At 60.8% G+C, this 23,822-nt stretch carries 26 protein-coding genes; all 26 read left to right on the top strand.

Going from position 1 to position 23,822, the window contains the following annotated elements:
* Positions 1–63 precede the first annotated feature (63 nt).
* The 26 genes from ACI512_RS26570 to ACI512_RS26445 all read left to right on the top strand — a co-directional run bounded on the left by ACI512_RS26570 (position 64) and on the right by ACI512_RS26445 (position 23,501).
* On the top strand, positions 64–414 hold the full coding sequence (locus tag ACI512_RS26570; protein WP_064052723.1) for a flagellar protein FlaG: 351 nt from the start codon (positions 64–66) through the stop codon (positions 412–414).
* Between the two features lie 81 nt (positions 415–495).
* Positions 496–1,899, top strand: coding sequence for a flagellar filament capping protein FliD (gene fliD, locus ACI512_RS26565; RefSeq protein WP_231808606.1), 1,404 nt, complete (start codon positions 496–498; stop codon positions 1,897–1,899).
* Positions 1,900–2,038: 139 nt separating this feature from the next.
* Complete coding sequence (fliS, locus tag ACI512_RS26560; RefSeq protein WP_046036029.1) at positions 2,039–2,443, top strand: flagellar export chaperone FliS; 405 nt, start codon at positions 2,039–2,041, stop codon at positions 2,441–2,443.
* Positions 2,444–2,484: 41 nt separating this feature from the next.
* Entirely contained in the window at positions 2,485–2,781 is a 297-nt protein-coding gene (locus ACI512_RS26555) for a flagellar assembly protein FliT (protein WP_015885198.1), read from the top strand.
* A 170-nt stretch (positions 2,782–2,951) separates the two neighbouring features.
* Positions 2,952–4,427, top strand: a complete 1,476-nt coding sequence (locus ACI512_RS26550; protein ID WP_015885197.1) for a sigma-54 dependent transcriptional regulator — start codon at positions 2,952–2,954, stop codon at positions 4,425–4,427.
* A 110-nt stretch (positions 4,428–4,537) separates the two neighbouring features.
* On the top strand, positions 4,538–5,749 hold the full coding sequence (locus ACI512_RS26545) for a PAS domain-containing sensor histidine kinase (protein WP_236383557.1): 1,212 nt from the start codon (positions 4,538–4,540) through the stop codon (positions 5,747–5,749).
* A 7-nt stretch (positions 5,750–5,756) separates the two neighbouring features.
* Positions 5,757–7,133, top strand: coding sequence for a sigma-54-dependent transcriptional regulator (locus ACI512_RS26540; protein WP_405121428.1), 1,377 nt, complete (start codon positions 5,757–5,759; stop codon positions 7,131–7,133).
* Between the two features lie 131 nt (positions 7,134–7,264).
* A complete protein-coding gene (gene fliE / locus ACI512_RS26535; protein WP_015885194.1) occupies positions 7,265–7,594 on the top strand; it encodes a flagellar hook-basal body complex protein FliE in 330 nt (109 codons plus the stop codon).
* A 16-nt stretch (positions 7,595–7,610) separates the two neighbouring features.
* Positions 7,611–9,392: a flagellar basal-body MS-ring/collar protein FliF gene (gene fliF / locus ACI512_RS26530; RefSeq protein ID WP_064052726.1), complete on the top strand. Its 1,782-nt coding sequence runs from the start codon at positions 7,611–7,613 to the stop codon at positions 9,390–9,392.
* Positions 9,385–10,401: a flagellar motor switch protein FliG gene (gene fliG / locus ACI512_RS26525; protein WP_015885192.1), complete on the top strand. Its 1,017-nt coding sequence runs from the start codon at positions 9,385–9,387 to the stop codon at positions 10,399–10,401. The genes fliF and fliG overlap by 8 nt, the downstream gene beginning before the upstream one ends.
* Positions 10,402–10,411: 10 nt before the next feature.
* Entirely contained in the window at positions 10,412–11,176 is a 765-nt protein-coding gene (gene fliH, locus ACI512_RS26520) for a flagellar assembly protein FliH (RefSeq protein ID WP_236383435.1), read from the top strand.
* Positions 11,166–12,524 (top strand): flagellar protein export ATPase FliI, encoded by a 1,359-nt coding sequence (fliI, locus tag ACI512_RS26515; protein ID WP_046036030.1) that lies wholly within the window; start codon positions 11,166–11,168, stop codon positions 12,522–12,524. Before fliH ends, fliI begins: the two co-directional genes overlap by 11 nt.
* Positions 12,525–12,527: 3 nt before the next feature.
* Entirely contained in the window at positions 12,528–12,977 is a 450-nt protein-coding gene (gene fliJ, locus ACI512_RS26510) for a flagellar export protein FliJ (RefSeq protein WP_015885189.1), read from the top strand.
* Positions 12,978–13,241: 264 nt separating this feature from the next.
* Positions 13,242–13,547 (top strand): STAS domain-containing protein, encoded by a 306-nt coding sequence (locus ACI512_RS26505; RefSeq protein WP_236383433.1) that lies wholly within the window; start codon positions 13,242–13,244, stop codon positions 13,545–13,547.
* The gene (locus tag ACI512_RS26500) at positions 13,544–15,262 is read left to right on the top strand and encodes a fused response regulator/phosphatase (RefSeq protein ID WP_043205711.1); all 1,719 of its coding nucleotides are present in this window, start codon (positions 13,544–13,546) and stop codon (positions 15,260–15,262) included. The genes ACI512_RS26505 and ACI512_RS26500 overlap by 4 nt, the downstream gene beginning before the upstream one ends.
* A 30-nt stretch (positions 15,263–15,292) precedes the next feature.
* Positions 15,293–15,652: an Hpt domain-containing protein gene (locus ACI512_RS26495; RefSeq protein WP_064052729.1), complete on the top strand. Its 360-nt coding sequence runs from the start codon at positions 15,293–15,295 to the stop codon at positions 15,650–15,652.
* 336 nt (positions 15,653–15,988) lie between these two features.
* Positions 15,989–17,335, top strand: coding sequence for a flagellar hook-length control protein FliK (locus ACI512_RS26490; RefSeq protein WP_236381076.1), 1,347 nt, complete (start codon positions 15,989–15,991; stop codon positions 17,333–17,335).
* Positions 17,336–17,556: 221 nt separating this feature from the next.
* Positions 17,557–18,057 (top strand): flagellar basal body-associated protein FliL, encoded by a 501-nt coding sequence (fliL, locus tag ACI512_RS26485; protein WP_015885184.1) that lies wholly within the window; start codon positions 17,557–17,559, stop codon positions 18,055–18,057.
* Positions 18,058–18,066: 9 nt separating this feature from the next.
* A complete protein-coding gene (gene fliM / locus ACI512_RS26480; protein ID WP_015885183.1) occupies positions 18,067–19,035 on the top strand; it encodes a flagellar motor switch protein FliM in 969 nt (322 codons plus the stop codon).
* Positions 19,036–19,091: 56 nt separating this feature from the next.
* Complete coding sequence (gene fliN / locus ACI512_RS26475; protein WP_015885182.1) at positions 19,092–19,559, top strand: flagellar motor switch protein FliN; 468 nt, start codon at positions 19,092–19,094, stop codon at positions 19,557–19,559.
* A 1-nt stretch (position 19,560) separates the two neighbouring features.
* On the top strand, positions 19,561–19,998 hold the full coding sequence (fliO, locus tag ACI512_RS26470; RefSeq protein ID WP_046036033.1) for a flagellar biosynthetic protein FliO: 438 nt from the start codon (positions 19,561–19,563) through the stop codon (positions 19,996–19,998).
* Positions 19,998–20,741, top strand: coding sequence for a flagellar type III secretion system pore protein FliP (fliP, locus tag ACI512_RS26465; RefSeq protein ID WP_015885180.1), 744 nt, complete (start codon positions 19,998–20,000; stop codon positions 20,739–20,741). Before fliO ends, fliP begins: the two co-directional genes overlap by 1 nt.
* A gap of 4 nt (positions 20,742–20,745) precedes the next feature.
* Positions 20,746–21,015 carry a flagellar biosynthesis protein FliQ gene (gene fliQ / locus ACI512_RS26460; RefSeq protein ID WP_010208761.1) on the top strand — a complete coding sequence of 90 codons (270 nt, stop codon included), beginning with the start codon at positions 20,746–20,748 and terminating at the stop codon, positions 21,013–21,015.
* A gap of 4 nt (positions 21,016–21,019) precedes the next feature.
* Positions 21,020–21,805: a flagellar biosynthetic protein FliR gene (gene fliR, locus ACI512_RS26455; RefSeq protein WP_064052732.1), complete on the top strand. Its 786-nt coding sequence runs from the start codon at positions 21,020–21,022 to the stop codon at positions 21,803–21,805.
* A gap of 3 nt (positions 21,806–21,808) precedes the next feature.
* Positions 21,809–22,945, top strand: a complete 1,137-nt coding sequence (flhB, locus tag ACI512_RS26450; protein ID WP_064052733.1) for a flagellar biosynthesis protein FlhB — start codon at positions 21,809–21,811, stop codon at positions 22,943–22,945.
* A 352-nt stretch (positions 22,946–23,297) separates the two neighbouring features.
* The gene (locus ACI512_RS26445; RefSeq protein WP_236381078.1) at positions 23,298–23,501 is read left to right on the top strand and encodes a cold-shock protein; all 204 of its coding nucleotides are present in this window, start codon (positions 23,298–23,300) and stop codon (positions 23,499–23,501) included.
* The last annotated feature ends 321 nt before the right edge of the window (positions 23,502–23,822 follow it).

Here is a 23,822-nt window from a genome sequence, read left to right as displayed (position 1 = left end):
TGGTCACTAACGGAAGGGCGCGCTGAGTGCCCTTCCGTTTTTTCGGTTTAGAGGAGATTGGACATGGACATGAGTGTAAAGCTGAACCAGTCTTATCCGCCGGTTGCCCCTCAAGGCGCACCTGTGCAGGTGTCCGCCGACAAGAGCGTCACTAAAGTCCAGGAAACCCCGGCCACAGGCAAAGAGCCTGAGCGTGCGGACCTGGAAAAAGCAGTTACCGATATTCGCGAATTCGTACAAGCGTCCCAGCGTAAACTGGATTTTTCCATTGATGACTCCACCCATCGTGTGGTCGTCAAGGTCATCGCCACCGATAGCGGTGAAGTGATTCGCCAGATCCCCTCGGAAACGGCATTGAAGCTGGCCCAGAACCTTTCCAGCGCGAGCCACTTGTTGTTTGATGACAAGGTCTAAGCTGGCATGAAATTTGTTGCTGTCATGTCTTGAGGCTTCGTCAGTCAAGATAACGGCAGCCACCGAACAGGAGAAACGAAGATGGCGGGTTCAACGGTAAGTGGTATCGGTTCGAATATCGATACGCAAGCGATCGTGAAGTCCTTGGTGGACGCCGAGAAGGTGCCCAAGCAGACGCAGATCAATACCGCGTCCCAGAAGGCGACCACCACGCTGTCTTCGATAGGTAAGATTCAGGCGGCACTGGATGCTTTTCGCGGCGCCCTGGACAATATGACTGCCAGCTCCAGCTTCACGGGCTTGACCGGCTCATCCTCGGATGAAAAGGTCGCCACCATGACGGCCAGTAACACCGCGTCGAACGGTAGCTTCCGCTTGATTGTCAGCCAATTGGCCCAAGCGTCCAAGCTGTCGACTAAGAACTTCGCCGGCGGCACGTCTACTGTGGTAAACGCCACGGACAAGCCGACGACCTTGACAATCAGTCAGTCGGGCAAGAACTACGACGTCAATATTCCGGCCGGCGCGACCTTGCAGCAAGTGCGCGATTCGATCAATACCCAGTTCGGCACCTCTGGTTTGAGTGCCAACATCCAGACCGACTCCAATGGTTCGCGGTTGATCCTGACCTCCACCACCATGGGCACGGGCTCGGACCTGACGCTGTCGGGTAATTCCGGGCTGGACGTAGGCTCGACAGTGGTCGATCCTCCTAAGGACGCTCTGTACAGCATCGATGGCGTTGCGTCCGTTTCCAAGACCAACAATATCGAAGGCGCACTCAGTGGCGTCAACATCAAGTTGCTGTCGGTTTCAGCGACCAAAACGGTTGGCGATACGAGCCCTACAGCTGAGCGAACTGCGACGCTCATCACTGTAAGTACCAATAACACCGCCTTGAAGTCCGGGGTCAAAGGCTTCATCGATAGTTACAACGCCTTGATCACGGCCATGAACGCTGAAACCAAGATCACCAAGAACCTGGACGGTAGCACCACTGCGGCAGCGCTCACGGGCGATTCGACCATGCGGTCGCTGCAGGCTTCAATCCGGAATGAGTTCAATACCATTTCCGGAACCGGCACCTTCAAGTCGTTGGCTCAGTTTGGCGTGAGCACCAGTTCCACGACTGGGCTGCTGACAATGGATGACAAAAAGTGGGATGCGGCGGCTAAAACCAATGCGGCTGACATCAATAGCATGTTCACAGGTAAAAACGGCATGCTGGCGCGCATGAAAAGCGCCACGGACGACTTTGCCAAGGCGTCCACGGGCGTTCTAGCCACGCGTTCAACCTCATTGTCCGACAGTCTGAAAGACCTGTCTAAACAGCAGGATACCTTGAACGAACGCATGGACCTGCTGACCAAGAGCCTCTCCGACAAATACAACGCCATGGACACCCTGGTCGCTCAATTGCGCCAGCAAAGCACCAGCGTCATGACCACGCTAAATGCCTTGAACAACCCTAAAACTAATAGTTGATCCCAGCTAACGCAAAAGGCCAGGCTAACTGCCTGGCCTTTTTGTATCAGACGACGACTCGCGCTAAAGCTTTTTGCGAGCCAGTCGACATATTGGTTACTGAAATCCTTTTCGCTGTCGCCTGTCACGAGGTAGAAACATGAATCCCATGAGAGCCCTTCGCCAATACCAGAAGGTCAATTCCCATGCTCAGATCTCCGAAGCCAGCCCACATCGCCTGGTGCAGATGCTGATGGAAGGCGGCCTTGATCGCATGGCCCAAGCCAAGGGTGCGCTGGCGCGTGGCGACATCGCGGCCAAGGGCCTGATGCTCGGCAAGGCGATTGATATCGTGATCGGCCTGCGTGACGGCTTGGATGCAGCAAAGAGTGATAACCCGGCTTACGTCCAGCAGTTGGAAAGTTTGTATGCATATATGACCAACCGACTGATGGAAGCGAACGTGCATAACGACGCCGACATGATCGATGAAGTGGCGCGTTTGCTGATCACCGTAAAAGAAGGCTGGGACGCTATCGCGGCGCCACAGGCTGTTACCGAGTAAGGCGCAGCAGAGAAAGGCCTGAGGGCCTTGAGGAACACATCATGAGCCAAGCACTGCAACGCATTGATGAAACCCGTGAGGCGCTGATGGGCGCGCTGGCGGACCGCAACTGGGACGCCATCGGCGAACTGGACCTGGGCTGCCGTCACGTGATCGACGAAGTACTCAGCGAAGCGCCGGTAGATGAGGATGCGTTGCGGGAGAAGCTTGAAAGCTTGCTGGCGGTATACCAGCAACTACTTGAGGTGACGACTGGCGAGCGCCAGGCGATTTTCGAAGAGATGTCGCAGATCAACCAAGCGAAAAACGCGTCAAAGGTTTACCATCTGTTCGGCTGAACAGTCGCAGTTAATCCTACCGGTGCGTCATAAATTTGACCGTGCCAGCTTTTTTGACTTAACTAGTGCTGTTTTCAGATTTCAGACGTCTAGTAAGGTAAGAAGTCTTACAGGCGCCTCGATTGCCCTCAATCTCGGGCAGGAAGTTTTACTAGGGAAGTTGCTATTGCATGTGGCGTGAAACCAAAATTCTGCTGATCGATGACGATAGCGTCCGCCGCCGCGACTTGGCGGTGATTTTAAATTTTCTCGGTGAAGAAAATTTGCCCTGCGGCAGCCATGATTGGCAGCAGGTGGTCAGCTCATTGTCGTCGAGCCGTGAAGTCATATGCGTGCTGATCGGGACGGTAAACGCTCCTGGCGCTGTTTTGGGCTTGTTAAAGACACTGTCTACCTGGGATGAGTTCCTTCCCGTGTTGCTAATGGGCGATATTTCTTCTGTCGAGCTGCCGGAAGACCAGCGCCGCCGCGTGCTTTCCACCCTGGAAATGCCCCCCAGCTACAGCAAATTGCTCGACTCCCTGCACCGCGCCCAGGTCTATCGCGAGATGTACGACCAGGCCCGCGAGCGCGGTCGTCATCGCGAACCCAACCTGTTCCGCAGCCTGGTCGGCACCAGCCGCGCCATCCAGCACGTACGCCAGATGATGCAGCAAGTGGCCGACACCGACGCCAGCGTGCTGATCCTCGGCGAGTCAGGCACGGGCAAGGAAGTGGTCGCACGCAACCTGCACTATCACTCCAAGCGCCGCGACGGGCCTTTTGTGCCGGTCAACTGCGGGGCGATCCCGGCAGAGCTGCTCGAAAGCGAATTATTCGGCCATGAGAAGGGCGCCTTTACCGGGGCGATCACCAGCCGTGCCGGGCGTTTCGAGCTGGCCAACGGCGGCACCCTGTTCCTTGACGAAATCGGCGACATGCCACTGCCGATGCAAGTCAAACTGCTGCGCGTGTTGCAGGAGCGCACCTTCGAACGCGTGGGCAGCAACAAGACCCAGAGCGTCGATGTACGCATCATCGCGGCGACCCACAAGAACCTCGAAAGCATGATCGAGGTCGGGAGCTTCCGCGAAGACCTGTACTACCGCCTCAACGTATTCCCTATCGAGATGGCCCCGTTGCGTGAGCGCGTGGAAGACATCCCGCTGCTGATGAACGAACTGATCTCGCGCATGGAACACGAAAAGCGCGGCTCGATCCGTTTCAACTCCGCCGCGATCATGTCTCTGTGCCGTCACGGCTGGCCAGGTAACGTACGCGAGTTGGCGAACCTGGTGGAGCGCATGGCGATCATGCACCCCTACGGGGTGATCGGCGTGGTCGAGTTGCCGAAGAAATTCCGCTACGTCGACGACGAAGACGAGCAACTGGTCGACAGCCTGCGCAGCGACATGGAAGAGCGGGTGGCGATCAACGGTCATACCCCGGATTTCGGCTCCACTGCCATGCTGCCGCCCGAAGGCCTGGACCTGAAGGACTACCTCGGCAACCTGGAACAAGGCCTGATCCAACAGGCCCTGGACGACGCCAACGGCATCGTCGCGCGCGCCGCCGAGCGCCTGCGTATCCGTCGAACCACGCTGGTGGAGAAGATGCGCAAGTACGGTATGAGCCGCAAAGAAGGTGATGAACAGGCGGATGATTGACGCCTGTTTTTCAAGTTACTGTTTTGTAGGTAGTTTTTTTTCGGCACAAGTATTGCTACAGCCCTCGCAACGTTCCGTTTAACTGACGGTCAGCCAAGCGAGAGAGCATGATGCCCCACGCCGCCCAACTATCTACGGCCCCTGCCATCCAGGGGCTGGTCCCGCCTGTAGAACCGCCGACCCGGCAGGGTCTTGAGCAGGCGTTCTCGCAGTTCAACCAGATGTCGAGCCAACTGACCGATTCCTACAGCCTGCTCGAAGCCCGGGTTTCCGAGCTCAAGGGCGAGTTGGCGGTGGTCAGTGCCCAGCGCATGGAAGAGCTGGCCGAGAAAGAGCGCTTGGCCAACCGTCTGCAAAACCTGCTGTCGCTGTTGCCCGGTGGCGTGATCGTCATCGACGAAGAAGGCCGCGTCCGCGAAGCCAACCCGGCCGCCTGCGACATGCTCGGGCTGCCGCTCGAAGGTGAGCTGTGGCGCCACGTCATCACCCGCTGCTTTGCGCCGCGTGAAGACGATGGCCACGAAATCTCCCTCAAGGACGGGCGCCGCCTGTCCATCGCCACGCGTTCCCTGGACGCAGAGCCGGGCCAATTGGTGCTGCTCAACGACCTGACTGAAACCCGGCACCTGCAAGACCAACTGGCGCGCCACGAGCGGTTGTCGTCGTTGGGACGCATGGTCGCTTCTCTGGCGCATCAGATCCGCACACCGCTGTCGGCCGCGTTGATCTACGCCAGTCATTTGACTGATGAACAATTGCCCGTCGCCACCCACCAACGTTTTGCCGGTCGGCTCAAGGAGCGCCTGCATGAGTTGGAGCACCAAGTGCGCGACATGCTGGTGTTTGCCCGCGGCGAATTGCCGCTGACCGACCGCATCACGCCGGCCGAGTTGATGCAGGCCCTGCAAGCGGCGGCCGCTACCCATATCCAGGACGTGCACGTGCGTTGGCAGTGCGACAGCCACCTCGGCGAGCTGCTGTGCAACCGCGACACGCTGGTCGGTTCGCTGCTCAACCTCATCGAGAACGCCACCCAGGCCAGCGGCCCCGGCGCGCGGCTCAAGGTGCACCTGTACAGCCGCGAGCAAAACCTGCGCCTGTGCATCAGCGACAGCGGTAGCGGTATCGAGCCCGCCGTGCTGCAGCGTTTGGGCGAACCTTTTTTCACCACCAAGACCAACGGTACCGGCCTCGGCCTGACCGTGGTCAAGGCCGTGGCACGTGCGCATCAGGGAGAATTGCAGCTGCATTCCCGGGTTGGGCGTGGCACCTGTGCATTGATGACCTTGCCGCTGTTTTCATGCGCGGCAAGCGCGGAGTAAAAAGGTTATGGCTATCAAGGTTCTATTGGTGGAAGACGATCGCGCCCTGCGTGAAGCATTGGCTGACACGCTGCTGTTGGCGGGCCACGATTACCGGGCGGTCGGTTCTGCCGAGGACGCCTTGGAGGCGGTGGAGCAGGAGTCCTTCAGCCTGGTGGTCAGCGATGTAAACATGCCCGGCATGGACGGCCATCAACTGCTCAGCCTGCTGCGCGCGCGTCAACCGCAGTTGCCGGTCTTGCTGATGACCGCCCACGGCGCTGTCGAGCGCGCGGTGGATGCGATGCGTCAGGGCGCGGCGGATTACCTGGTCAAGCCATTCGAACCTAAAGCGTTGATTGAGCTGGTCGCACGGCATGCCTTGGGCGTGATCCCGGCCAGTGACGGCGAAGGTCCGATTGCCTTCGAGCCCGCCAGTGCACAATTGCTGGAACTGGCGGCCCGCGTGGCGCGCAGTGATTCCACCGTGTTGATTTCCGGCGAGTCCGGCACCGGCAAGGAAGTGCTGGCTCGTTACATCCATCAGCAGTCGACCCGCGCCAAGCAGCCGTTTATCGCCATCAACTGCGCGGCGATCCCCGACAACATGCTCGAAGCCACGCTGTTCGGCCACGAAAAAGGCTCGTTCACCGGCGCCATCGCGGCCCAGGCGGGCAAGTTTGAACAGGCGGACGGTGGCACCATTCTGCTCGATGAAATCTCGGAAATGCCCCTGGGCCTGCAAGCCAAGTTGCTGCGGGTGCTGCAGGAGCGTGAAGTGGAGCGCGTCGGCGCGCGCAAGCCGATCCAGCTGGATATTCGCGTGGTCGCCACCACCAACCGCGACCTGGCGGGTGAAGTGGCGGCGGGGCGCTTCCGTGAGGATTTGTTCTACCGCCTGTCGGTGTTCCCCCTGGCCTGGCGGCCGTTGCGCGAGCGCCCGGCGGATATCATTCCGCTGGCCGAGCGCCTGCTGAACAACCACGTCAAAAAAATGAAGCATGCCCAGGCACGCCTGTCGGCCGAGGCCCAGGCTTGCCTGATCAGTTATCCGTGGCCGGGCAACGTGCGGGAGTTGGACAACGCCATCCAGCGCGCGCTGATCCTGCAACAGGGCGGCCTGATCCAGCCCCAGGATTTCTGCCTGGCCATGGGCAGCGGCGTTGCGCCGCTGCCCAGCCTGGCGCCCGCGGCAATCGTCGCGGAAGCCGAAACCGCGGGTGCGCTGGGTGACGACCTGCGTCGTCGCGAATTCCAGATGATCATCGACACCCTGCGATCCGAGCGCGGTCGCCGCAAAGAGGCTGCCGAGCGCCTGGGCATCAGCCCACGGACTTTGCGCTACAAGCTGGCACAGATGCGCGACGCCGGAATGGATGTGGAAGCGTATCTTTTCGCCACATAACTGGTAACAAGGTCGACAACCTTTGTCGCCTTTTCTTACGAGTTGATCCAGAGCTGGCACCCTTGTTGCTACCTCCCTAGTAATTGCGGCGTAGCGTCAAAAAACATGCGGGTTGTCGGAGAGAGAAGTTCATGAGCCAGGGTATTGAGTTCAATCGGTTGATGTTGGATATGCGCTCCATGCAAATGGATGCCATGGCTCAACCGAAATCTGTCGCGCCAGCGCCAGAATTGGGCCAAAGCAGCTTCGCCGACATGCTCGGCCAGGCCATCAACAAAGTCAGTGACACCCAGCAAGCCTCCAGCCAGTTGGCCAACGCCTTCGAGATCGGCAAAAGCGGCGTGGACCTTACCGATGTGATGGTTGCCTCGCAAAAGGCCAGTGTTTCGTTCCAGGCGTTGACCCAGGTGCGTAACAAGCTGGTTCAGGCCTATCAAGACATCATGCAGATGCCGGTTTAAGGACGAGATTTAAGTCATGGCAGAAGCAGTCGTGGACAACGCACCCGCCAAGGCAGACGGCAAGCCGCCGCTGTTTGGCCTGTCGTTCCTGGAAAACCTCTCCGAAATGACCATGTTGCGTCAGGTGGGCCTGATGGTCGGCCTGGCTGCCAGCGTGGCGATTGGTTTTGCCGTGGTGTTGTGGTCGCAGCAACCCGATTACCGGCCGCTGTATGGCAGCCTGGCGGGCATGGATTCCAAGCAGATCATGGAAACCCTGGCCGCCGCCGATATCGCCTACACCGTGGAGCCCAACTCCGGGGCCCTGCTGGTCAAGGCCGACGATGTAGCCCGTGCACGCATGAAGCTTGCGGCAGCCGGCGTGACCCCGTCCGACAGCAATATCGGGTTTGAAATCCTCGACAAGGACCAGGGCCTGGGTACCAGCCAGTTCATGGAAGCCACTCGCTACCGTCGTGGCCTGGAAGGCGAACTGGCGCGCACCATCTCCAGCCTGAACAACGTCAAGGGTGCACGCGTACACCTGGCCATTCCGAAAAGCTCAGTGTTTGTGCGCGATGAGCGCAAGCCGAGCGCCTCGGTATTGGTCGAACTGTTCTCCGGCCGCTCTCTGGAGCCGGGCCAGGTACTGGCGATCATTAACCTGGTGGCCACCAGCGTTCCTGAGTTGAGCAAGTCGCAGATCACCGTCGTAGACCAAAAGGGCAACCTGCTGTCCGACCAGGGCGAAAACTCCGCGCTGACCCAGGCCGGTAAGCAGTTCGACTACAGCCGCCGTGTAGAAAGCATGCTCACCCAGCGTGTGCATAACATCCTGCAACCGGTGCTGGGCAACGACCGCTACAAGGCTGAAGTGTCCGCCGACGTGGACTTCAGCGCCGTCGAGTCGACCTCCGAGCAATTCAACCCGGACCAGCCGGCGCTGCGCAGCGAGCAATCCACCAGCGAACAACGCACCGCCGCCAACGGCCCGCCGCAAGGTGTACCGGGTGCCCTGAGCAACCAGCCACCAGCGCCGGCTTCGGCCCCGCAAACCACCGGTGGCGCTGCCGCTACCGCCGGCGCTATCCAGCCGGGCCAACCGCTGTTGGACGCCAACGGCCAGCAGATCATGGACCCGGCCACCGGCCAGCCGATGCTCGCACCGTACCCGGCGGACAAGCGTAACCAGTCCACCAAGAACTTCGAGCTCGACCGCTCCATCAGCCACACCAAGCAGCAACAAGGCCGCGTCAATCGCCTGTCGGTGTCGGTGGTGGTCGATGACCAAGTCAAGGTCAACGCGGCCGATGGCGCCGTTACCCGTGCCCCGTGGAGCGCCGATGAATTGGCGCGCTTCACTCGGTTGGTGCAGGACGCCGTCGGTTTCGATGCCAGCCGTGGCGACAGTGTCAGCGTGATCAACATGCCGTTCTCCGCAGAGCGTGGCGAAGTGATCGCTGAGCCGGCGTTCTACTCGCAGCCTTGGTTCTGGGACATCGTCAAGCAAGTGTTGGGTGTGTTGTTCATCCTGGTACTGGTGTTCGGCGTGCTGCGCCCAGTGCTCAACAACATCACCGGCAACGGCAAGAAACAACTGGCGGCCTTCGGTGGCAGCGATGTCGAGTTGGGTGGCATGGGCGGCCTGGATGGCGAACTGGCCAACGACCGCGTCAGCCTCGGCGGCCCGCAAAGCATCCTGTTGCCAAGCCCGAGCGAAGGCTACGACGCTCAGTTGAACGCAATCAAAAGTCTGGTGGCAGAAGACCCGGGTCGTGTGGCCCAGGTCGTGAAAGAGTGGATTAACGCAGATGAGTGATCGAGCCGCTGTTGCCAAACTTACCAAGGTCGACAAAGCCGCAGTCCTGCTGCTGTCCCTCGGTGAAACCGACGCCGCCCAAGTGCTGCGCCACATGGGCCCCAAAGAGGTTCAGCGGGTGGGCGTGGCCATGGCGCAAATGCGCAATGTGCACCGTGAGCAAGTCGAACAGGTGATGAGCGAGTTCGTCGAGATCGTCGGCGACCAGACCAGCCTGGGCGTCGGCTCCGACAGCTACATCCGCAAGATGCTCACCTCGGCCCTGGGCGAAGACAAAGCCAACGGCCTGATCGACCGCATCCTGCTCGGTGGCAACACCAGCGGCCTCGACAGCCTGAAATGGATGGAGCCGCGCGCCGTTGCCGACGTTATCCGCTACGAGCACCCGCAGATCCAGGCGATCGTGGTGGCCTACCTCGACCCGGACCAGGCCGGTGAAGTGCTGGGCCACTTCGACCATAAAGTGCGCTTGGACATCATTCTGCGCGTGTCGTCGCTGAACACTGTGCAGCCGGCGGCCCTCAAAGAACTCAACACGATTCTGGAGAAGCAGTTCTCCGGCAACTCGAATGCCTCGCGTACCACCTTGGGTGGCATCAAGCGCGCGGCCGATATCATGAACTTCCTCGACAGCTCGGTCGAAGGCCAGCTGATGGACTCGATCCGCGAGATCGACGACACCCTGTCCGGCCAGATCGAAGACCTCATGTTCGTGTTCAACAACCTCTCCGATGTCGACGACCGTGGCATCCAGGCGTTGCTGCGCGAAGTGTCCTCCGACGTGCTGGTGCTGGCCCTCAAGGGCTCCGACGAAGGCGTCAAGGAAAAGATCTTCAAGAACATGTCCAAGCGTGCCTCGGAACTGTTGCGCGACGACCTGGAAGCCAAAGGGCCGGTGCGCGTCAGCGACGTCGAAACCGCGCAGAAAGAGATCCTCACCATTGCCCGCCGTATGGCCGAAGCCGGAGAAATCGTTCTCGGCGGGAAGGGCGGCGAAGAAATGATTTAAGGCGCTTTCCATGTCGAACAAAGATGAGGCTCCCAGCGATCTGATTCGCGCGCGGGATGTCGGCGGGTTCGACATCTGGTCGTTGCCCAGCTTCGATCCGCATGTGCCCGAGCCCGAGCCGGAACCGGTTGAAGAGCCGCCGGTGGAAATGGAAGAAGTGCCGCTGGATGAAGTCCAGCCGCTGACCCTGGAAGAGTTGGAAAGCATCCGTCAGGAGGCTTACAACGAAGGCTTCGCCGCCGGTGAAAAAGATGGTTTTCGCAGCACCACCCTCAAAGTGCGCCAGGAAGCCGAGGCGGCGCTGAACGTCAAGCTGGCCAGCCTGGAGCGCTTGATGGGGGTGCTGTTCGACCCCATTGCCGAGCAGGATTCGCAGATCGAAAAGGCCATGGTCGGCCTGGTCGAGCACATCGCTCGCCAAGTGATCCAGCGCGAGCTGGTGCTGGACTCCAGCCATATCGAAAGCGTGATGCGCGAAGCCCTCAAGCTGCTGCCCCTGGGCGTCGGCAATGTGCGGTTGTACATCAACCCGCAGGATTTCGAACAGGTCAAAGCCCTGCGCGAGCGCCACGAAGAAACCTGGCGCATCGTCGAAGACGCCGCGTTGCAGCCCGGCGGTTGCCGCGTCGAGACCGAACACAGTCGCATCGATGCGACGGTGGAAACCCGCATCAGCCAGATCATGGCCAAGCTGCTGGACCAGGTGCATGAGCAGGTTCTGAACCCCGCCGAGCCTGACCTGAGCGTGGACCTGGACGCCGCCGATGCGCCTTGATCGCACCAGCTTCGCCAAGCGCTTGAGCGGTTACGCCGAAGCCACAGCGTTGCCCGGCCAGCCGATCCTCGAAGGGCGCCTGTTGCGCATGGTCGGCCTGACCCTCGAAGCCGAAGGCCTGCGCGCGGCCATGGGCAGCCGCTGCATGGTCATCAACGACGACAGCTACCACCCGGTGCAAGTCGAAGCCGAAGTGATGGGCTTTTCCGGCAACAAGATTTTCCTGATGCCCGTGGGCAGCCTGGCGGGCATTGCCCCCGGCGCCCGCGTGGTGCCATTGGCCGACACCGGCCGCCTGCCGATGGGCATGAGCATGCTCGGCCGCGTATTGGACGGCGCCGGTCGCGCGCTGGATGGCAAGGGCGGCATGAAGGCCGAAGATTGGGTGCCGATGGACGGCCCCACCATCAACCCGCTCAACCGTAACCCCATCAGCGTGCCGCTGGACGTGGGTATTCGCAGCATCAACGGATTATTGACGGTCGGTCGCGGCCAGCGTCTGGGCCTGTTCGCCGGTACCGGCGTGGGTAAGTCGGTGTTGCTGGGCATGATGACGCGCTTTACCGAGGCCGACATCATCGTGGTGGGCCTGATCGGTGAGCGGGGCCGTGAGGTGAAGGAATTCATCGAGCACAGCCTCGGCGAAGAAGGCCTCAAGCGCTCTGTCGTGGTCGCCTCGCCGGCGGACGATGCGCCGCTGATGCGTTTGCGCGCCGCGATGTACTGCACGCGCATCGCTGAGTATTTTCGCGACAAGGGCAAGAACGTCCTGTTGCTGATGGACTCGCTCACGCGTTTTGCCCAGGCCCAGCGGGAAATCGCCCTGGCCATTGGCGAACCGCCTGCGACCAAGGGTTACCCGCCGTCGGTGTTCGCCAAGTTGCCCAAACTGGTGGAACGCGCCGGTAATGCCGAGGCGGGCGGGGGCTCGATCACCGCGTTCTACACGGTGCTGTCCGAAGGCGATGACCAGCAGGACCCGATTGCCGACTCGGCGCGGGGCGTGCTCGACGGCCACATTGTGCTGTCGCGGCGTCTGGCCGAAGAAGGGCACTACCCGGCCATCGATATCGAAGCGTCCATCAGCCGGGTGATGCCGGCGGTGGTCACCCCGGAACACATGGCCCGCGCGCAACACTTCAAGCAACTGTGGTCGCGCTACCAACAAAGCCGCGACTTGATCAGTGTCGGCGCCTACGTGGCCGGCGGTGATCGCGACACCGACCTGGCCATCGCCCTGCAACCGCAACTGGTGACCTACTTGCGCCAAGGCCTCAACGACAAGATCAGCATGGGCGAAAGCGAAGCGCACCTGCAGTCGATCTTCGCCCCCGCGCCGGGCGGCTAAGCCATGGCCAACAGCCGCGCCGCACGCCTGGCTCCGGTGGTGGACATGGCCGAAAAGGCCGAGAAAACCGCCGTTCAGCGCCTGGGTTATTTCCAGGGCCAGGTGCGCCTGGCGGAAAGTAAACTCGGCGACCTGGAGCGTTTTCGCGGTGAATACCAGCAACAATGGATCGAACGCGGCGCCAAAGGCGTGTCGGGCCAGTGGTTGATGGGTTACCAGGGCTTTCTCAACCAGTTGGAAACGGCCGTCGGCCAGCAGCGCCAGAGCCTGGCGTGGCACCAGAACAACCTCGATAAAGCGCGCGAGAGCTGGCAAGCGGCGTTTGCCCGGGTCGAAGGCCTGCGCAAGCTGGTGCAGCGCTATATCGATGAAGCGCGGGCACTTGAAGACAAACGCGAGCAAAAGCTGCTCGACGAACTCTCTCAGCGCCTTCCACGCCAAGAACAGTATTAAGGCGCGGGCTTACCTGCGATGACACACGCGTGTAGTGAGCGGGCTTGCCCCGCGCTGGGCTGCGAAGCGGCCCTAAAACCTGACACCGCGTTTTACCTGAATAACCCGATGGCCTTTTTGGGGGAGGCTTCGCCCCCCCCAGCGCGGGGCAAGCCCGCTCACTACAAATAATGCATAGCCCATACACATTTGATGTGGTGTGTTGCCCATAGCCGGTTCACCTGCTAAACCTTGTGTCATTGCCAATGACAAGGAAGCAGTCACATGTCAGTCGAGTCAGATGTATCCCTGGATGGGAAGAAGTTGACGATTTCAGTCAAAGGGCGGTTCGATTTCGGTAGCCATCAAGCCTTTCGTGACGCCTACGAACGGTTTTACAAGGTGCCCGAGATCTACGTGGTGGACTTGAAGGACACCACGTACATGGACAGCTCCGCGCTGGGCATGCTCCTGCTGTTACGTGACCATGCCGGCGGCGATGAGGCCGAGGTTCAGGTCGTCAACAGCAACTCCGACGTGCGCAAGATCCTCGCCATTTCCAACTTCGACAAATTGTTCGACCTCACTTGAGCGTCCTGGCCCCGGTTGCGCAAGCGCTGAGTGTATTGATCGCTGAAGACAGCGCCGCCGATTTGCTGTTGCTGTCGACCATTATCCGGCGCCAGGGCCACCAGGTGCTCACCGCCACCAACGGTGCTGAAGCGGTCGAGGTGTTTACCCGTGAGCGCCCGCAGTTGGTGTTGATGGATGCGCTGATGCCGGTGATGGACGGCTTTGAGGCTGCGCGGCAGATCAAGCAACTGGCGGGGGAGGCGCTGGTGCCGATCATTTTCCTCACGTCACTGCGCCAGAGCGAGGCGCTGGCGCAGTGCCTGGATGCGGGGGGTGATGACTTCCTGCCCAAGCCTTACAACCCGCTCATCCTGGCAGCGAAGATCAACGCGATGGACCGTTTGCGCCGCCTGCAGGCCACGGTCTTGCAGCAGCGCGACCTGATCGCCAAGCATCACGACTACCTGCTGCATGAGCAGCGGGTGGCCAAGGCGGTGTTCGATAAGGTCGCGCATTCCGGCTGTATCAATGCCGCACCAAATATCCGCTACCTGCAGTCGCCCTACGCGCTGTTCAACGGCGACCTGCTGCTGGCCGCCTACACGCCGTCCGGCGATATGCACGTGCTGCTCGGCGACTTCACCGGCCACGGCTTGCCGGCGGCGGTGGGCGCCATGCCCCTGGCGGAGGTGTTCTATGGCATGACCGCCAAGGGCTACGGCCTGGCGCAGACCCTGCGCGAGATGAACGCCAAGCTCAAGCGCATCCTGCCGGTGGACATGTTCTGCTGCGCCACCCTGTTGTGCCTGAGCACGCAGCGGCGGGTGGTGGAGGTGTGGAACGGCGGCATGCCTGACGGATATGTGCATGAAGTCGCGACCGGCAAGCGTACGCCGCTGGCGTCGCGGCATCTGCCGTTGGGGGTGCTGTCGGCCGAAACCTTTGATGACCGCACCGAAGTCTGGCCCATGGCCCTGGGCGACCGGGTGTTCCTGTTGTCCGATGGGGTGCTGGATACCGCCGACGCCAATGACCAGCTGTTCGGCGCCGAACGCTTGCAGCAGGTGTTCGCTGCCAATCGCGAGCCTGATCGTTTATTTGAAGCGATCGAACAGGCCCTGGCGGCGTTTCGAGGTGAGGCACGGGATGACGTGAGCATGGTGGAAATCACCCTGCAAGCCGGGCCGCCACTGCGTGCCAGCGGGCCGTTGTATGCCGACAGCGGGCAGTCGTGCCCGCTGGATTGGTCGGTGAGTTTCGAATTCCGCGCCGAGACCTTAAAGCGTTACAACCCATTGCCGTACCTGCTGCAACTGCTGCTGGAGATCCACGGCCTGCGCGAGCAGAGCGGGGCGCTCTACAGCGTGATGGCCGAGTTGTACTCCAATGCCCTGGAGCATGGCGTACTGGGCCTGGATTCGCGGCTCAAGCGCGATGCCGACGGGTTTGCCGAGTATTACCGCCAGCGCAATGACCGCCTGGCGCAGCTTGATAGCGGCCATATACGCGTGCATGTGCAGGTGGTGCCGACCGAGACGGGTGGCACGATGACCCTGCGTGTCGAAGACAGCGGGCTTGGTTTCGACGTGGAACAGGTGCTGGCGCGGCCGCTGGATATCGACCGTCTGTCTGGCCGGGGCTTGAGCCTGGTGCGTCAGTTGAGCAGCGCTGTACGCTGGTCCGATGGCGGGCGCAGTGTCTGCGTGGAGTTTTCCTGGGAGGCTCTGGCATAATCCGTCGATTCTTGATCAAGGAGCGAGCAAGTGGTTGATCTACATCTGGACCCTGATGTGTTGTCGGGTTTGCAGGAAGTCATGGAGGGTGAGTATCCCAAGTTGCTCGATACCTTTCTTGATGACTCCCAGAAACGCGTCGAAGCGTTGCGTAAGGCCAGGGATGATGCCAAGGCGTTGGGGCGGATTGCGCATAGCTTCAAGGGGAGCAGTGGGAACCTTGGGGCAGTGCGGTTGGCGCAGTTGTGCCAGCGGCTGGAGGTTGAGTCGGTTGGGGCTGGGGCTGGGGCTGGGATTAGTGATTTGGGGGAGTTGGTGGACCAGATTGATCGAGAGTTTGCGTTGGTGAAGCCGTTGTATGAGACGGAGCGGCAGCGCTTTCAGATTTGAGTTGAGGTTGTGTACATATCCGTTGCTGCGGTAACGGCCACTTAGGGGGCCGCGCTTACAGCGGCTAACCCGTCGTCCTGCCAGGTTCTTACTGTCGATCTCGGTTAAATGTGGGAGGGGGCTTGCTCCCGATAGCAGTGGGGGTAGTTGCAGGTGTATTAGCTGACACATTGCAATCGGGGTGCCGAGTGTTGGGGCGGACCCCTTTCATCCGTTACCCACACAACGGATAGGTACGCAACGGATAGGTACACCGTAAAATCAAAACCTGGCCCAACTCTTGCTCTACCTCTAGATACTGCATCCCCGATCCCCATGCAGTGGAGACCTTTACCTATGCCAGTCGCCCCGAATTCCCTCCTGCAGGCTGCCCCCGCGGCCAAGCCTCAAGCGCCCGCCGCCAATCAACCGGCGGTGGCTGCGGACCCACGGGACAAGGGCCCTGGCTTCGCTCAAGTGTTCGCCAGCCAAGGCTCCAAACCCGCAGCCAAAGCCGACGACAACTCGCCCAAACCCACGCGGGACAAGCCTTCCGACGCCAGCGCCAAGCCGGCATCAGGCAACGACAAGCCTGCCGCCAGCACACCAGCGGTTGCCGATAGCGGCAATACCTTGCCTGCCAGCCCGCCGGCCAAGACCGACGACAGCGCCAGCAAAGATGACGACGCGCCGGCCGATCCGACCTTGGTGCAGCAGCCTCCGGTTGACCCGGTGGTCGACCCGGCATTGATTGCCACCGTCACCCCGGTGGCCGTGCCGGTGCCGGTTGAGACTCCGGCGCCCGTCACCACGGCCAAGGATGACAACGCTCAGCCGGTGGTTGCAGCGCCGGTCGCCGCGACCGAGGCGGCCAAGCCGGCCTTCGATCCGGAGGCCGATCCCCTGGACGCCATGCCGGCCGTGCGCCTGGCGATGGAGCAGGGCGGGCATGTGTCGGCCAGCAGCCAGGCCTCGGCGAAGGCCGCACCGGCACCGGCACCGACCCAGGATCAGCCGACCGCCGCGCAGAACTTTGCCGCTGGCCTGGCCAATATGGTCGACCAGCAAGCCACCAAGGACAGCACCGACCAGGGCGGCGACAAGGCGTTCAGCGGGCTGATCGAAGACGGCCTTAAAGACTTGAAGAACGCCAGCAGCGACACCCGTGTCGATGACTTCGCCAACCGCCTGGCTGCGTTGACGCAAGCGGCCACGCCGAAAACGGCGAACGCTTTGCCGCCGGTGACCAATGCGCCGTTGGCCATGCACCAGAGCGGTTGGACCGATGAAATCGTCAACCGTGTGATGTACCTGTCCAGCGCCAACCTCAAGTCGGCGGAGATCCAGTTGCAACCCGCTGAGCTCGGCCGCCTGGATATCAAGGTCAACATGACCGCCGACCAGCAGGCCCAAGTCAATTTCATGAGCGCCCACCCGGTGGTGCGTGAAGCGCTGGAAAGCCAGTCCGGCCGTCTGCGGGAGATGTTTGCCCAGCAGGGCATGGGGCAGGTGGACGTCAACGTCTCCGACCAGTCCCGTGGCCAGGAGCAGCAGCAACAACAGGCCCAGACCCGTGGCGTGAGCAGCAGCGGCGGTCGGGGTGGCGATAACGGCGACAGCGGTAGCCCTGTTGATGTGGCTGAAGCGGTAGCGCCGGTAACGTCGACAGTGATCGGCTCCAGCGCCGTCGACTACTACGCCTGATCTGATTTTTGCGCCGGATGAAATGTGGGAGGGGGCTTGCCCCCGATGAGGGTTTGTCAGCTGAAACATGGGTGACTGATACACCGCTATCGGGGGCAAGCCCCCTCCCACAATTTGACTTGCCGCGTCCGTACGTCCCCCACTTCAGACAACTCTGGCATAACACTTGCTCTTGCCTTTCCGTAGATCTATGAATCCCCGAATAGTGACGGATTATTGGCATGGCGAAGAGCGACGACGCAGCAAAAGCACCCGCAGGCAAAGGTAAGCTCAAGCTTATCCTGTTGATAGTCCTGGGCCTGCTCCTGGCCATCGGCGCTTCGGTGGGTGGCACCTGGTACATCATGCACAGCAGCGCCAGCAAACCGGCCCCCGCTGCCGAAACCGCCAGTAACGTCAAGCAACCGGCAATCTTCGAGCCGATGCTCCCGGCTTTTGTCGCCAACTTCAATCAGAACGGTCGTCAACGCTACCTGCAGGTGAGCATCACCTTGCTGGCGCGCAACCAGTCGGACCTGGATGCCCTCAAGGTGCATATGCCGGTGATCCGCAACAACCTGGTGATGCTGTTCTCCGGCCAAAGCTTCGACACACTCGCCACCCCGGTGGGCCAGGAAATGCTGCGCCAGAAGGTCACTGCCAGCGTGCAGGAAGTGGCCCAGAAAGAGCTCGGCAAAGTCGTGATCGAGCAGGCGCTCTTCACTAACTTCGTATTGCAGTAGGATCACGACATGGCCGTGCAGGACCTGCTGTCCCAGGATGAAATCGACGCACTGTTGCATGGCGTCGACGATGGTCTGGTACAGACCGAAATGGCTGCCGAACCCGGCAGTGTCAAAAGTTATGACCTGACCAGCCAGGATCGCATCGTCCGTGGACGCATGCCGACCCTGGAAATGATCAACGAGCGTTTTGCCCGCTATACCCGTATCAGCATGTTCAACATGCTGCGCCGTTCGGCGGACGTGGCGGTGGGTGGCGTGCAGGTGATGAAATTCGGTGAGTACGTACACTCGCTGTACGTACCCACCAGTCTCAACCTGGTCAAGATCAAGCCGCTGCGCGGTACCGCGCTGTTCATCCTCGACGCCAAGCTGGTGTTCAAGCTGGTGGACAACTTCTTCGGCGGTGACGGCCGTCACGCCAAGATCGAAGGCCGTGAATTCACCCCCACCGAGTTGCGGGTAGTGCGCATGGTGCTGGAGCAAGCCTTCATCGATTTGAAGGAAGCCTGGCAAGCGATCATGGAAGTCAATTTCGAGTACATCAACTCGGAAGTGAACCCGGCCATGGCCAACATCGTCGGCCCCAGCGAAGCCATTGTGGTGTCCACCTTCCACATCGAACTCGATGGCGGTGGCGGCGACCTGCACGTGACCATGCCGTACTCGATGATCGAGCCGGTGCGCGAGATGCTCGATGCCGGTTTCCAGTCCGACCTCGACGACCAAGACGAACGCTGGGTCAAGGCCCTGCGCGAAGACCTGTTGGACGTTGACGTGCCGCTGAGCGCCACGGTGGCCCGTCGCCAGTTGCGCTTGCGCGATATTTTGCACATGCAGCCGGGGGACATCATCCCGGTCGAATTGCCGGAAGAAATGATCATGCGCGCCAATGGCGTGCCGTCGTTCAAGGTCAAGCTGGGTTCCCACAAGGGCAACCTGGCACTGCAGGTGGTGGAGTCGATCACCCGTCGCTGAGCCGCCGCTGTTGATGCACCCCTATTTATGAATGTTTGCTCCGCCGAGGACATGTAATGGCTACCGAACAAGAAATCACTTCCGCCGAAGACCAGGCCCTGGCTGACGAATGGGCAGCGGCATTGGAAGAAACCGGCGATGTTGGCCAGGACGATATCGATGCACTGCTGGCCGCTGATGCCGCCACTGCACCGGCCGGCAAGCGCCTGCCGATGGAAGAATTCGGCAGCGTGCCGAAGAACAATGACCCGGTGACCCTTGATGGCCCGAACTTGGATGTGATTCTCGACATTCCGGTGTCGATCTCCATGGAAGTGGGCAGCACTGACATCAACATCCGCAACCTGCTGCAACTCAACCAGGGGTCGGTGATCGAGCTTGACCGCCTGGCCGGCGAGCCGCTGGATGTGCTGGTCAACGGCACCCTGATCGCCCATGGCGAAGTGGTGGTGGTCAACGAAAAGTTCGGCATCCGCCTGACGGACGTGATCAGCCCGAGCGAACGCATCAAGAAGCTGCGCTGATATGAAACGGCTGATGGTGGGACTGTTAGTCGCGCTGCCATTGGACGCCTGGGCGGCCGAACCGGTGGCTCAGGCCGCGGCCGCCGCGCCGGTGGGCACTGGCCTGGGCGGGCAATTGACCCAACTGGTGCTGGGGCTGTTGCTGGTGGTCGGCTTGATCTTCGTACTGGCCTGGTTGCTGCGTCGAGTGCAGAGCGTCGGCCCGGGCAACGCCCAGGTCATCGAGCTGATCGGCTCGCGCGCCCTCGGCCCGCGTGATCGGCTGGTGCTGGTGCAAGTGGGTGAGGAACAGATCCTGCTGGGCATCACCCCCGGCCGCATCACCCCCTTGCACGTGCTCAAGACTCCGGTGAACGTGGACTCGTCCAAGCCCGCCACGCCAGAATTCGCCCAGCGCCTGATGGAGTTGCTGGGCAAGGATCAGAAGGATAAGAAGTAATGCGCGTTTTATTGACGCTCATGCTGTTGCTGGCGACGCCATTGGCGTTCGGCGCCGACCCGTTGTCGATTCCGGCCATTACGCTGGGGACCAACGCGGCGGGTGCGCAGGAGTATTCGGTCAGCCTGCAGATCCTGCTGATCATGACCGCGCTGAGCTTTATCCCGGCGTTTGTCATGCTGATGACCAGCTTCACGCGGATCATCATCGTGTTCTCGATCCTGCGCCAGGCCCTGGGCCTGCAGCAGACGCCGTCGAACCAGATCCTCACCGGCATGGCCTTATTCTTGACGCTGTTCATCATGGCGCCGGTGTTCGACAAGGTGAACCAGCAAGCCCTGCAACCCTACCTGGCGGAAAAAATGACCGCCCAGGACGCCATCGACAAGGCCCAGGGCCCGATCAAGGATTTCATGCTGTCCCAGACCCGCTCCAGCGACCTTGAGCTGTTCATGCGCCTGTCCAAGCGGACCGACATCGCCACCCCGGACCAGGCGCCGTTGACCATCTTGGTGCCGGCGTTCGTCACCTCCGAATTGAAGACGGCGTTCCAAATCGGCTTCATGATCTTTATCCCGTTCCTGATCATCGACCTGGTGGTGGCGAGCGTGCTGATGGCCATGGGTATGATGATGCTGTCGCCGCTGATCATCTCGTTGCCGTTCAAGATCATGCTGTTTGTGCTGGTGGACGGCTGGGCGCTGATTATCGGCACCCTGGCCAGTAGTTTCGGCGGGGTATAGCGCAATGACTCCCGAAGTCGCCGTCGACCTGTTCCGTGAAGCGCTGTGGCTGACCACCGTGATGGTCGCGGTGCTGGTGGTGCCGAGCCTGTTGGTGGGCCTGTTGGTGGCGATGTTCCAGGCCGCGACCCAGATCAACGAACAGACCTTGAGCTTCCTGCCGCGCCTGCTGGTGATGCTGGTCACCCTGATCGTCGCCGGCCCGTGGCTGGTGCAGACCTTCATGGAATACATCCTGCAGCTGTACGGCAGTATTCCGCAGTTGATCGGCTGACCCGATGCAATCCTTGCTGGCATTGACCGACACCCAGATCAGCACTTGGGTGGCGTCCTTCATTTTGCCGCTGTTCCGGATAACGGCCATGTTGATGGCCATGCCGGTGTTCGGCACGACCCTCGTGCCACGGCGGATCCGCTTGTATTTCGCCGTGGCTATTACGGTGGTGCTTGTGCCTGGCCTGCCGCCGATGCCGCCGGTCAATGCGCTGGACCTCAGTGCCCTGATGCTCATCGCCGAGCAGGTCCTGATCGGTACGCTGCTGGGCTTCTCGCTGCAGCTGTTTTTCCAGGCGTTTGTGATCGCCGGGCAAATCATCTCGATCCAGATGGGCATGGGCTTCGCGTCCATGGTCGACCCCACCAACGGTGTGTCGGCGGCGGTGATCGGGCAGTTTCTGACCATGCTGGTGACCCTGCTGTTCCTGGCGATGAACGGCCACCTGGTGGCGTTCGAGGTGCTGACCGAAAGCTTCACCACCTTGCCGGTGGGCTCGGGGCTGGTGGTCAACCATTTCTGGGAAGTGGTGGGGCGGCTTGGCTGGGTGTTGGGTGCCTCGCTGTTGCTGGTGCTGCCGGCCATTACTGCGTTGCTGGTGGTCAATATCGCGTTTGGCGTAATGACCCGTGCGGCGCCGCAACTGAACATCTTTTCGATCGGTTTCCCGTTGACCCTGGTATTGGGCATGGGGATTTTCTGGATCGGCCTGGCGGACATTCTCAATCAGTATCAACCGCTGGCGACCGACGCCTTGCAGTTCTTACGTGACCTGGCACGGGCGCGCTGAGCCATGGCCGAGAGCGAGAGTGGTCAGGACAAAACAGAAGACCCCACGGAAAAACGCAAAAAGGACTCCAGGGAAAAGGGCGAGATTGCGCGCTCCAAAGAGCTCAACACCGTCGCCACCATGATGGCCGGCTCCGGTGCCTTGCTGATCTACGGCGGTGGCCTGGCGCTGGACTTGATGGAGCTGATGAAGCACAACTTTGCCTTGCCCCGCGAAGTGCTGCTCAACCCCGACGCCATGGGCCAGTACCTGCTGCACTCGGGCAAGATCGCGATCCTGGCGGTGCAGCCGATCCTGATCACCTTGCTGCTGGCCGCGCTGATCGGCCCGGTCGCCCTCGGCGGCTGGCTGTTTGCTGCCGGCAGCATGGCGCCCAAATTCAGCCGCATGAACCCCGGTGCCGGGCTCAAGCGCATGTTTTCCGCCAAGGCCTTGGTGGAGCTTCTCAAGGCCTTGGCCAAGTTCATCCTGATCCTGTTTGTGGCGTTGATGGTGTTGTCGTCCGACATCGACGACCTGCTGCGCATTGCCCATGAACCGCTGGAATCGGCGATCATCCACAGCGTGCAGGTGGTGGGCTGGAGCGCGCTGTGGATGGCGGCGGGGCTGATCATCATCGCGGCGGTGGATGCGCCGATCCAGCTGTGGGAAAGCCACAAGAAACTGCTGATGACCAAGCAGGAAGTGCGCGACGAGCACAAGGACCAGGAAGGCCGCCCCGAGGTCAAGCAGCGCATTCGCCAGCTGCAGCGGGAAATGTCCCAGCGCAAGATGATGGCCTCGGTGCCCGACGCCGACGTGATCATCACCAACCCGACCCACTACGCCGTGGCTCTCAAGTACGACCCGGAGAAGGGCGGCGCGCCGATGCTGCTGGCCAAGGGCAGCGATTTTACCGCGTTGAAAATCCGTGAAATTGCGGTGGCCCACGACATCCTCCTGCTGGAGTCGCCGGAGCTGGCGCGGTCGATCTTCTACTCCACCGACCTCGACCAGGAAATCCCTGCCGGGTTGTACCTGGCCGTGGCGCAGGTATTGGCCTATGTCTATCAGATTCGCCAGTACCGCGCGGGCAAGGGCAAACGCCCGGATCCGCTCAAAGACCTGCCAATCCCGCCGGAATTGCGCCGCGATTCCTGATTTTTGTCGGCTACCACTCGTCGTGAATGCCTGTCTACCTGTCAACTTTGACAGTAGTCACTGGGGCGTTCTCGCGGTTCTATTGCCTAAAGCACTGCGCGAAGGCTGTAGATGAGAGGCAGGGAGAGTGGTTTTGAAGGCGGTCAGAGGCACTGTCAAATATTACGACGAGAAATCCGGGATGGGTTTGATTGCCCTGGAAAACGGTGAAGACGATGTGCGAGTGGGCTTCATGGTTTCGCCATACATTCAGCTTTCCGTGGGCTTGCGGGTGGAGGTCCAGAGAATCCATGGGCCCGATGCGGTCTACGCATCCGCAGTGAGCGTTATCCCGCAAGTCAGGAGAACGGCAATGGCAACGGGTACTGTGAAGTGGTTTAACGCGACGAAGGGGTTTGGCTTTATTACTCCGGATGATGGAAGCGCAGATGTTTTCGCCCATTACTCGGCGATCCAATCGGATGGGTACAAAACCCTGGAAGAGAACCAAAAAGTAGAATATGAAATTGCGGATGGACCGAAGGGCCCGCAGGCCGAAAACATACGGGTTCTGTAAACGTTAATCTGATAACAATCGCCCTGCCTCCATCAGCTGCGCAACGGCTAGAGCGGGCTACGGATGTACACCAATCCAAATGTGGGAGGGGGCTTGCTCCCGATAGCGGTGTGTCAGTGACCTGTACTTGGCCTGACACACTGCAATCGGGAGCAAGCCCCCTCCCACATTTGATTGGGGTCGCACCCCTTAAAAATCGGACGTCTGTAGCCATCTACGCCCTCAAGACAAAAGTTGGAAGGCTTCTTGCAATACCGCCTGCAGGACGCCTCCCGGCGTCAAAAGTTTGCTTCAAGGAAACGAGGAATACCGGTGGTGGAT

The organism is Pseudomonas petroselini, assembly GCF_045037875.1.
In the GTDB taxonomy this organism is placed as follows: domain Bacteria; phylum Pseudomonadota; class Gammaproteobacteria; order Pseudomonadales; family Pseudomonadaceae; genus Aquipseudomonas; species Aquipseudomonas petroselini.
The sequence above is the reverse complement of the archived record's forward strand: the minus strand, read 5'-3'. Positions and strand labels throughout refer to the sequence as shown.